The organism is Stenotrophomonas sp. HMWF023, from assembly GCF_003060985.1.
Lineage (GTDB): Bacteria > Pseudomonadota > Gammaproteobacteria > Xanthomonadales > Xanthomonadaceae > Stenotrophomonas > Stenotrophomonas lactitubi.
This window is the reverse complement of the sequence record NZ_QAIJ01000259.1, coordinates 42,942-53,250: the sequence shown is the minus strand read 5'-3', so window position 1 is coordinate 53,250 and position 10,309 is coordinate 42,942. Positions and strand designations below refer to the sequence as shown.

The window sequence follows — 10,309 nt, the reverse complement described above, 5'->3', positions numbered from 1 at the left end:
AACTGGAAACGGCTGCCGCCGGGAAAAGAGAACACGGTTCGCACGATCTGGCCACCGGCCGCGCGCACCGCCGCTTCCATCGGCGCCAGCTGGTCGGCATACAGCACCAGCAGTGGCGCGCCTTCGCTGGCACGCTGCGGTTGGCCGCGGAAGAAGCCTCCCTGCAGGCGGCCGTCATCGAAGGCGGTGTAGTCGCTGCCGTAATCGACAAACGACCAGCCGAACACGTCTTCGAAGAAGGCGCGGCTCGCAGCCGGGTCGCTCGAGGCGAATTCAACGTAGTCGAGACGGCGTTCGCGGGTCATGGCAGGCGGGCCAACAGTTCGCGGGCCTGCGCCTGGCAATGCAGATCGCCGCCTTCGGCCACCTCGTGCAGCAGGGTGCGCGCAGTCTGCGAGTCGCCCAGGTCCAGATAGGCGATGGCCAGTTCCAGCCGTTCCTGGCCGACACGCGGGGTCCAGTCATGGCCACTGCCTGCCGAAGACCCGACGGCGTCCTCGTCGGCAGCATGCTCGTCGTGCAGGTCGACCGGTGCAGCCGTCCCGTGCTCATGCGGTTCGGCCGGCAGATCGAACACACCGCGGAACTGCGGCTCCTGTTCGGCCTGCAGCGCGTAGTCGGGTACGGCTACCTCGGCCGGTTCGGTCGGCGCGACTGGGGCAGCGGCAGCGGCATCGTCCCAGCGCGGCAGGTCGTTCACCGCAGCAGGCAGTTCAGCCAGCTCGTCTTCATCAAGCTCACCCGCCCGCCACTCGGCCGGCGAGGCATCCTCACGGCTTTCCGCATCCGGCGCATCATGGCCGGCGGTGCTGGCCCAGGCCGGCATCGCCGGTTCCTGACGTCCGCCTTCGGCCGCGAAACCCACCCCGGCGTCCTGCTCGGCCAGGGTATCGAGCGCGGCACCTGCTGGCAGGGCTGCGGCCAGGCCGGCGGCATCGTGTTCCTCGCGCAGCGGTGGCAGCGGCGAGGGCTTGCGACGACGCAGCAACCAGGCGCCCAGGGCAACCAGCACCAGCAGCGGCAGGCCCAGCCAGTACCACGGCGTACCGGCGCCCGGCGCACCCGGCGCCTGTGCCAAGCGCTGCTGCGCGGCGGCCAGGTCATTGTCCTTCATCGCGATCAGTGACTGCTGCTGCTCCTTGAGCTTCTCCAGCTCCGCCACGCGCTGCTTCAGATCGCCGATCTCGGCATCGCGGGTGGCGATGTCCTCCTTGGCCTGGCGCAGTTGTTCGTTGCCCAGCATGTCACCCTCGCTGCCGGCACTGGTGCCGGTGGTTGTGCCCGCGTGCGCGGCGTCGGATGCCAGCGCCGGAGCGATTTCAAGTCGTGCCCCTGAGGCCGCAGCCGGGGAAGAAACGCTGCCATCGGCCTTGGCCACCGGCATCGGGGCGCCAGCCGGCTGCGGCACGGTACGTGCCTGCCGCCACTGCGCGGCATGTTCGCGAACCAGCGCGGCGGCCTCGGCCGCATCCACCGCGGCCAGTGCGCTATCGCCCGGCATGCGCAGCACCGCGCCCTGCTTGAGCAGGTTGACGTTGCCTCGGATGAAGGCTTCGGGGTTGGCGCGCAACAGCGCGATCATCGCCCGGTCGCGACTGATCTGATTGCCACGGGCCAGCGACCCGGCAATCTGCGAAAGGGTCTGCCCGCGCTGCACGGTCACGCTGCCGTCTGCGGCCAGTGCGGGCGCTGCTGGTGCTGGCGCAGGTGCCGCAGCGCGCGGACGCGGTGCCGCAGGTGCGGCTGCCGGCGTGGCTGGTGCCGGCTCGGCTGTGGTTGCAGCGGCGGCAGGCGCATCGCGGACGATGGTGTCCGACAGCACGCCGGCCGGCGCGACGATCTCCGGTTCGGCCACGGCCAGTGCACTGGCCGGTGCATCGACCAGCGCCGAGTACTCACGCACCAGCCGACCCTGGCCCCAATCGGCCTCGACCAGGAAGCTCAGCGACGGGGTTTCCACAGGCGTCTGCGAGGTCACCCGCACCACCGCCCTGCCCTGTGCGTTGCGGGTCAACTCGAACTGCAGTTCGCTGACCAAGCCAGCCGGACGCTGCAGGCCAACGCGCTCGAAGGTGACCGGCGAGGCGAGCGCGACGCGCAGGTTCTCAAGTTCGGACGGATCGGCCGAGATCACCGGGATCTCGGCCAGCAACGGCTGTCCCGGCTTGGACAGGACCCGGATGTCGCCCAGCCCCAGGGCCATGGCCGAACTGCTGACCAGGGCCAGCAGCGCGGCGGAAAGACAGGTGAGCGGACGCCGTGCGCCCTTGGCTCGTTTATTCATGGGCGACACTATAAAGCGTGCGGACCAAGGTCCGCACCCACCGGGGAGGCGGCCTGCGGTAGTGCCGGCCGCTGGCCGGCAGCACGGGCATGCGCCGACAAGGCAATGCCGGCCAGCGGCCGGCACTACCGGTCAGGCAACAGCGGCGATCAGCGCGTCTCGGCGGCGACCAGCTCGGCCAGCTGCACCGCGTTGAGGGCAGCCCCCTTGCGCACGTTGTCCGACACGATCCACAGGTTCAGGCCGCGCGGATGCGACAGGTCCTCGCGGATGCGTCCAACGTACACCGCGTCCGTGCCCGAGGCATGGGTGACCGGCGTCGGGTAGCCACCGGCTTCATGACGATCCACCACCTCGATGCCCGGCGACTGTTCCAGCAGCGCGCGCGCTTCGGCCACGGTCACCTTGTCACGGGTTTCGATCGCCACCGATTCGGAGTGGCCGTAGAACACCGGCACACGCACCGCGGTCGGGTTCACCAGGATGCTGTCGTCGCCCAGGATCTTGCGGGTCTCCCAGACCAGCTTCATCTCTTCCTTGGTGAAGCCGTTGTCCAGGAAGTCGTCGATGTGCGGGATCAGGTTGAAGGCGATCTGCACCGGGAAACGCTGCGGATCGATTTCCTGGAAGCTCAACAGCTGGCCGGTCTGCTTGCCCAGTTCTTCCAGCGCCGAACGGCCGCCGCCGGACACCGACTGGTAGGTGGACACGTTGATGCGCTCGATGCCGTACTTGCGATGCAGCGGTGCCAGCGCGACCAGCATCTGCATGGTGGAGCAGTTCGGGTTGGCGATGATGCCGCGCGGACGGTTGCCGATCTGGTCCGGGTTGACCTCCGACACCACCAGCGGCACGTCATCGTCGTAACGGAAGGCCGAGGAGTTGTCGATCACCACCGCGCCAGCGGCGGCGAACTTCGGGGCGTATTCCTTGGACACGCTGCCACCGGCCGAGAACAGGGCGATGTCCACGCCACTCGGGTCGAAGGTGGCCAGGTCCTGGATCTTGACCTTGCTGCCGTTGAATTCGACTTCGCCGCCGGCCGAGCGCTCGGAAGCGAGCAGGCTGAGGGTGGCGACCGGGAAATCGCGCTCGGCCAGGATGGCCAGCATGGTCTCGCCGACCGCACCGGTGGCGCCGACGATGGCGACGTGGAAGCTGCGTTGTGCATTGCTCATGGGGGAACTCTCACGAAAACGGGAAGGGGGAAAACTCACGCACGACAGCTGGGTTCGGGGAGCCTCCTCGGATGGATGCGCGGAGGTTCCCTATCGTTTCCCGCTTTTTTTATCCGAGGATGCGCGCGCGGCAAGGGCCGCGTCGGCGTTGATCGCGCTCGGCATGCGCGCCGGGCTGCCGTCCAGGCCAAGCCCGGCCAGCAGATTGTCCACGGCCATCTGCACCATGGCCGTGCGCGTGGCCAGCGAGGCGCTGCCGATGTGCGGGGTCAGCACGATGTTGCGCAGGGCCAGCAGTTCCGGCCGCACGTTCGGCTCGCCTTCGTAGACATCCAGGCCAGCCGCGGCCAGGCGACCGTTGGCCAGTGCATCGGCCAGCGCAAGTTCGTCGACGATGCCGCCGCGGGCGATGTTCACCAGCGTGGCCGACGGCTTCATCTTCGCCAGCGCGGCAGCGTCGATGATGTGGTGCGATGACGGGGAGTACGGCAGTACGGTCAGCAGATGGTCGGACTGCGCCAGCAGCGTGTCCAGGTCCACGTAGGTCGCACCGAGTGCGGATTCGGTATCGGCCGGCAACCGCGAACGGTTGTGGTACAGCACCTTCATGCCGAAGCCGAGTGCACCGCGACGGGCGATGCCCTGGCCGATGCGGCCCATGCCGAGGATGCCCAGCGTGCTGCCATGGATGTCGGCACCGAGCATGGTCTGGAACGACCACTGCCCCCATTGCCCCTCGCGCAGCCAGCGCTCGGATTCGGTGATCCGGCGCGCGGTGGCCATCAGCAGGGCGAAGCCGAGATCGGCGGTGGTCTCGGTGAGGACGTCCGGGGTGTTGCTGGCGAGGATGCCGGCGGCGCTGAGCGCGTCGACATCCAGGTTGTTGTAGCCGACCCCGACATTCGCGATCACCTGCAGCTGCGCGGCATCAGCGACCTGGGCCGCGCCGATCCGCTCGTTGAGGGTGATGATCGCTCCGTCAACGTCAGCCAGCTGCGCGGCGATCTGCTGCGGTGACCAGACGGTGACGGTGTCGGTGGTGCGCAGCTGCACGCGATCGCGCAGCGGCGCGATGGCCGCGTCGATCAGCGGCTGGCTCACCCAGACCGTCGGCCGCGCATCAGCCATCAAGCTGGCCGGGAATGCGCGGAGTGATGGTGCCGACGTCGCCGCACTGCGCGCGGTGGCGCAGCGCCTGGTCCATCAGCACCAGTGCCATCATCGCCTCGGCGATGGGTGTAGCGCGGATGCCGACGCAGGGATCATGGCGGCCGGTGGTCACCACCTCCACCACATTGCCGGCCGTATCCAGCGACTCACCCGGCAGGCGCAGGCTGGAGGTCGGCTTGAGCACCATCGAGGCGACCACCGGCTGGCCGGTGGAGATGCCGCCGAGAATGCCGCCGGCATGGTTGCTGGCAAAACCCTGAGGAGTCAGCAGGTCACGGTGCTCGGTGCCCTTCTGCATGGCGCTGGCGAAACCGTCGCCGATCTCCACGCCCTTCACCGCGTTGATGCTCATCAGTGCGGCAGCCAGTTCCCCATCGAGCTTGCCGTAGATCGGCTCACCCCAGCCCGGTGGCACGTTGTCGGCGACCACGTCCACGCAGGCGCCGACCGAATCACCGGACTTGCGCAGCGCATCCATGTACGCCTCCAGCTCGGGCACCTGTGCGGCGTGCGGCCAGAAGAACGGGTTGTCCTCGACCACCGACCAGTCGAAACCGGCCGGGGTGATCTCGCCCAGCTGCGACAGGTAGCCGCGCACGGTGATGCCGAAGCGTTCGGCCAGCCATTTCTTGGCGACCACGCCAGCAGCCACGCGCATGGTGGTCTCGCGCGCCGAGGAGCGGCCACCGCCACGCGGGTCGCGGATGCCGTACTTGTGCCAGTAGCTGTAGTCGGCATGCCCCGGACGGAACTGCTGGCCGATGTTGCTGTAGTCCTTGCTGCGCTGGTCGGTGTTGCGGATCAGCAGCGCGATCGGGGTGCCGGTGGTCAGGCCCTCGTACACCCCGGACAGGATCTCGATTTCGTCGGCCTCGCGCCGCGCCGAGGTATGCCGGCTCTTGCCGGTGGCGCGACGCTGCAGGTCGTGGCTGAATTCGGCCGCGTCCAGCGCCAGCCCCGGCGGGCAGCCATCGATCACGCAGCCGATGGCCGGCCCGTGCGATTCGCCGAACGTGGTGACGGTGAACAGCTTGCCGAACGAATTGGAGCTCACGGGCGCTGTGCCGCCAATTCGGTGATGCGTGCGCTGTGGGCGATCAGCTCGCGGCACTCGACCGCGAAGATGCCCATCTGGCCGACCTTGAACTCGACCCAGGCGAAATCGACTTCCGGCAGCAGCTTGATCAGGTGCTGTTCGGATTCGCCCACTTCACAGATCAGCAGACCGTCCTCGCTCAGGTGCAGCGGCGCGTCGCGCAGGATCTTCAGCACCAGGTCCAGGCCGTCGTCGCCGGCACGCAGGCCCATGTCCGGCTCGTAGGAGTATTCCTGCGGCAGGGCATCGGTCTCGTCGTTGGTGACGTACGGCGGGTTGGTGACGATCAGGTCGTAGTGGCGGCCGGTCAGGCCGTTGAACAGGTCCGACTTCAGCAGGGTCACGTTGTGCGCCTGCAGGCGTTCCTTGTTCTCTTCGGCCAGCGACAGCGCCTCATCGCTGAGGTCCACGCCGTCCACTTCCCAGTTCGGGTAGTAGTGGCCCATGGCGATGGCGATGCAGCCCGAGCCGGTGCACAGGTCCAGCGCGCGGCTGACGTCGCGGCCGGCCAGCCACGGCTCGAAGCCGCACTCGATCAGTTCGGCGATCGGCGAACGCGGCACCAGGGCACGCGTGTCGCTCTTGAAGCTGAGGCCGGCGAACCAGGCTTCACCAGTCAGGTAGGCGGCCGGGATGCGCTCGTCGATGCGGCGCTGGAACAGCTCCAGCACCGCCAGCTTCTCTTCCCGCAGCAGGCGCGCCTGGCCGTAGGCCGGGCCGAGGTCGTGCGGCAGATGCAGGCCGTGCAGCACCAGCTGGGTGGCCTCGTCCAGGGCATTGTCGTAGCTGTGCCCGAAGGTCAGGCCCGCAGCGTTGAAACGGCTGGTGCCGTAGCGGATCAGATCGATGATCGTATGGAGTTCGGCGGCCGTTTCAGCGGTCATGGCGGTACTGCGGGCAAAGTGGCCCCCGATTATAGGGGTTGCCGCCTGCGCCGGCATCCGTTGCGGCAGAAACGATCCAGTCGCAGCCGGTATGATGGTGGCCACTTCCTGCGGCGGAATCCCATGTTCAATCGCAACGTCGGCATCATCCTGCTGATCGCTCTGGCAGCGGGCCTTGGCCTGCTCGCCGCCCAGCAGGTGTTCGCGCCGAAGCCGCCGGCCGGGCAGCCGGCCACCGAAGCGATCACCCTGTACCCGCAGCCGCGCGCCCTGCCCGACTACAACCTGACCCAGTCCGACGGCACGCGCCTGATTCCCGGCGAGCTGAAGGGCCACTGGACCCTGGTGTTCCTCGGCTTCACCTTCTGCCCGGACGTGTGCCCGACCACCCTGGCCGAGCTGGCCGGTGCGCAGAACCAGTGGGAAGCCCTGCCCGATGGCCTGCGCCCGCGCGTGTTGTTCGTCTCGGTCGACCCGGAGCGCGACACCGCGACCCGCTTGGGCGAGTACGCCCATGGCTTCCACAAGGACACCCTGGCGGCGACCGCCGACATCCCCTCGCTGGAGCGCTTTGCCACCTCGCTGGGCTTCGTGTTCCAGAAGGTGCCGGGCAAGCACTTCGACGAGAATCCCGAGGATTACACCCTCGAGCACTCCGCCAGCCTGGCCGTGCTCGATCCGCAGGGCCGGCTCGCCGGCCTGGTGCGGCCCCCGTTCAACGCGCCGGCGATCGCCCGCGACCTGCAGAAGCTGACCGAGAAATCCGCCCCATGAGTCTGACCACCGCCCTGACGTACGTCCTGCCCCACCGCCTGCTGTCCTCGATGGCGCGTTCGCTGGCGTACTCGGACAACCCGCGCGTATCGCGCTGGCTGATCGACACGGTCACCCGCAAGTTCAACGTCAACCTGGATGAAGCGGCCAACCCGGACCCGCGCAGCTACTCGACCTTCAACCAGTTCTTCACCCGCGCGCTGAAACCCGGCGCGCGCGTGGCGGATGCCGATCCGCGCAGCCTGGTGATGCCGGCCGACGGCCGCATCAGCCAGCTCGGAAAGATCGACGCCGGCCGCATCTTCCAGGCCAAGGGCCAGTCCTTCACCGCCGCCGAGCTGCTGGGCAGCGCCGAGGACGCCAAGCCGTTCAACGAGGGCCTGTATGCCACGGTGTACCTGTCGCCGCGCGACTATCACCGCGTGCACATGCCGTGGACCGGCACCCTGCGCGAAACCGTGCACGTACCCGGCCGCCTGTTCAGCGTCGGCCCGGCCGCGGTGAACAACGTGCCCGGCCTGTTCGCACGCAACGAACGCCTGGTCTGCCACTTCGACACCAGTTTCGGCCCGATGGTCAGCGTGATGGTCGGTGCGCTGCTGGTGTCGGGCGTGGAAACGGTGTGGAGCGGCGAAGAAATTCCGCATTACGGCGACCGCATCACCCGCAAGGATTACCGGGGCCGCGGCATCACGCTGCAGCGCTTCGAAGAGATGGCGCGCTTCAATTACGGCTCGACCGTGATCGTGCTGCTGCCACCGGGGGTGGCCGAATTCGCCCCGCATCTGGATGCCGAGCATCCTGTGCAGCTGGGCCAGGCATTGGCGAAGCTGCGCTGATCTTCTGGTAGTGCCGGCCGCTGGCCGGCATCTCCGTTGATCCAACGCATCGAGCGTTGCCGGCCAGCGGCCGGCACTACCGGATGCGGGCGTTACTGCAGGGTCGGCGCCGGGCCGACGTCCATCCCGTCGTAGTCTTCCACGCCCATCTGCGTGGCCAGCGCACTCAGCTCCTGGTTGCGCTTGTCCAGTGAGGTTTCGTCGTGGACTTCCACGCGCTCCACGTGCAGCACGTGGAATGCAGCGTCACCGTCTTCCGGCTCCTGCTCGAACATCTCCACCAGCACATAGCCCTGCGCTTGCAGGTGGGTGCCCAGTGCCTGCAGCGGTTCGGCAGTGGAGTGCACGAAGAAGTACCCCCACAGCAGCGGGGCATCCAGGTCCCAGTCGGTGTTCTCGCGGAGGTTGGTGAACAGGTTGCGGGTGTCTTCGATGTCCATGCGATATCCAGATTGCAGAAAAATTATTTGTCGCAGCCCTGCAGCTTCAGCACCTGGCCGTGGCGCAGGCTGTAGCCGGGGGCCTTGAGGCCATTGGCGCGGGCCAGCACCGGTACATCGCACTGGAACTTCGCGGCGATCCGGCCCAGGGTCTCACCCTTGCCGACCTTGTAGCTGCGCGCCGGTTTGGCACGGGGTGCCGGCGCCGGGCGCGGCGCAGCCACCGGCGCTGCAGGCGTGGTCGGCACGCTGCTGGCGGCATTGGGATCGACCACCGGCACCACCCCGCCCACGGCCACGCTGCCGGTGTAGCTGGCGGCGCTGGGGCGCACGATCGCCGCATTGAGGTCGGCGGTAATCAGGGTGCGGGCCAGGTCCGCACGCGGGCCGCTGACGCAGTTGCGCGTGTACAGGCCGGCAATGCGGTTGGTGGCGTTGATGAGGGTTCCGGCCGGAATCCAGCCGTCGGCCTCATAGCGCGGGTTGAGGTTGCGCAATGCGCGCATGTAGCCATCGCGAGTGCCATGGCTGCCCAGGCAGATGGTCAGCTCGTAGATCGTGGTCGAGCGGGCCAAGCGGATCGTGGCCGGCTGTGCGTTGATCTTCGGGAACTCCACGCCGTACTGCTGCGGGTGCAGGAAGATCCAGGACGCGGCGATCACCATCGGCACGTAGTCCTTGGTCTCGCCCGGGAACTGGTTGTAGACGCTGTCCACCCAGAAGCTCTGCCCCGGGTACTGCTTGTAGACGCGCGCCGCGCGGCCTTCGCCGCCGTTGTAGCCGGCCAACGACAGTTCGACATTGTTGTTGAGCTCACGCATGCGCTCGTTGAGGTAGGTCGCGCTGGCTTCGGCGGCGCTGCGCGCATCGAAGCGGGTATCGAAACCGGTACCGTCCGGGCCCAGGCCGAAGCGGCGGCCGGTGGCCGGCATGAACTGCATCAGTCCTGCGGCACCAGCGCGTGAGGACGCATGCACGCGGCCATTGGACTCCTTGGCCATGATGCCGAACAGCAACGCCTCGGGCAGGCCGCGCTTCTCCCATTCCGGCCACATCACCGCGCGCAGGTTCTGGTAGTTCTCGTAGGTGGTCATCAGCGCCGGGCGCATGTCGGTCAGCCAGCGGCGGATGCCGGCCTGCACGGCCGGGTTGTACTCGACCATGTTGTCGAAGGCATGGCGCTTGTCGTTGAGCAGCGCCGCCGCGCGGGTCGCCTCGGGCACGTCGGCAGCCAGCGGGCCGACATGGTCCGGGTCGGCTTCCAGGCGGTCGCCGGCTTCATCGGCCACGTCATCATCGGCGGCAGCATCGGCATCGTGCTTGAGCAGCCGCTTGTAGGTCGCCAGCATGTTGCTCATCTGGCAGCCCTTCTGCTTCACGCACTCGCTGATGACATCTTCCATGTCCTCCAGCGCGGCATCGGCCTCGTTGCGACCCTTCGGATCGGCGTTGGCGACCAGCAGCACGGCATCGCTGTAGCGCTTCTCGGCAGCCGTCATGCGCAGCTGCAGTGTATCCACCTTCACCTTGTCCCGGGCCGAAACCCGCTGTGCGTGGGCCTCCGGCGCCAGGGAAACCAGGCCAGCCAGGGCCAGCAGCGGCCAGGTGCGGGAAATCAGGACAGGAACGGGCATTGGTGGCACT

At 67.9% G+C, this 10,309-nt stretch carries 10 protein-coding genes; 2 read left to right on the top strand and 8 right to left on the bottom strand.

The genetic code is table 11. The features are described 5' to 3' along the window. The 6 genes from DBR20_RS14870 to prmB all read right to left on the bottom strand — a co-directional run. Positions 1-305, bottom strand: a 305-nt coding sequence (locus DBR20_RS14870; protein WP_108266715.1) for a VOC family protein, incomplete at its 3' end; no start/stop codon positions are given. Beyond that, the gene (locus DBR20_RS14865) at positions 302-2,284 is read right to left on the bottom strand and encodes a FimV/HubP family polar landmark protein (protein WP_108266711.1); all 1,983 of its coding nucleotides are present in this window, start codon (positions 2,282-2,284) and stop codon (positions 302-304) included. The genes DBR20_RS14870 and DBR20_RS14865, both read right to left, overlap by 4 nt. Positions 2,285-2,433: 149 nt before the next feature. Continuing rightward, on the bottom strand, positions 2,434-3,462 hold the full coding sequence (locus DBR20_RS14860; protein WP_108266710.1) for an aspartate-semialdehyde dehydrogenase: 1,029 nt from the start codon (positions 3,460-3,462) through the stop codon (positions 2,434-2,436). A gap of 90 nt (positions 3,463-3,552) precedes the next feature. After that, positions 3,553-4,590, bottom strand: coding sequence for a D-glycerate dehydrogenase (locus tag DBR20_RS14855; protein ID WP_108266709.1), 1,038 nt, complete (start codon positions 4,588-4,590; stop codon positions 3,553-3,555). Then, the gene (aroC, locus tag DBR20_RS14850) at positions 4,583-5,686 is read right to left on the bottom strand and encodes a chorismate synthase (RefSeq protein ID WP_100461071.1); all 1,104 of its coding nucleotides are present in this window, start codon (positions 5,684-5,686) and stop codon (positions 4,583-4,585) included. Before aroC ends, DBR20_RS14855 begins: the two co-directional genes overlap by 8 nt. Next, a complete protein-coding gene (gene prmB / locus DBR20_RS14845) occupies positions 5,683-6,612 on the bottom strand; it encodes a 50S ribosomal protein L3 N(5)-glutamine methyltransferase (protein WP_100461075.1) in 930 nt (309 codons plus the stop codon). Before prmB ends, aroC begins: the two co-directional genes overlap by 4 nt. Before the next feature lie 123 nt (positions 6,613-6,735). On the opposite strand from prmB, the gene DBR20_RS14840 reads away from it, so the two are divergent. Further along, entirely contained in the window at positions 6,736-7,386 is a 651-nt protein-coding gene (locus tag DBR20_RS14840; RefSeq protein ID WP_108266708.1) for an SCO family protein, read from the top strand. Further along, entirely contained in the window at positions 7,383-8,225 is an 843-nt protein-coding gene (gene asd / locus DBR20_RS14835; RefSeq protein WP_108266707.1) for an archaetidylserine decarboxylase, read from the top strand. Before DBR20_RS14840 ends, asd begins: the two co-directional genes overlap by 4 nt. Positions 8,226-8,317: 92 nt before the next feature. Here the strand turns inward: asd and DBR20_RS14830 are convergent, their stop codons facing one another. Then, positions 8,318-8,665: a ribonuclease E inhibitor RraB gene (locus tag DBR20_RS14830; protein WP_108266706.1), complete on the bottom strand. Its 348-nt coding sequence runs from the start codon at positions 8,663-8,665 to the stop codon at positions 8,318-8,320. A gap of 23 nt (positions 8,666-8,688) precedes the next feature. Beyond that, on the bottom strand, positions 8,689-10,299 hold the full coding sequence (locus tag DBR20_RS14825) for a transglycosylase SLT domain-containing protein (protein ID WP_108266705.1): 1,611 nt from the start codon (positions 10,297-10,299) through the stop codon (positions 8,689-8,691). Positions 10,300-10,309: the final 10 nt, after the last annotated feature.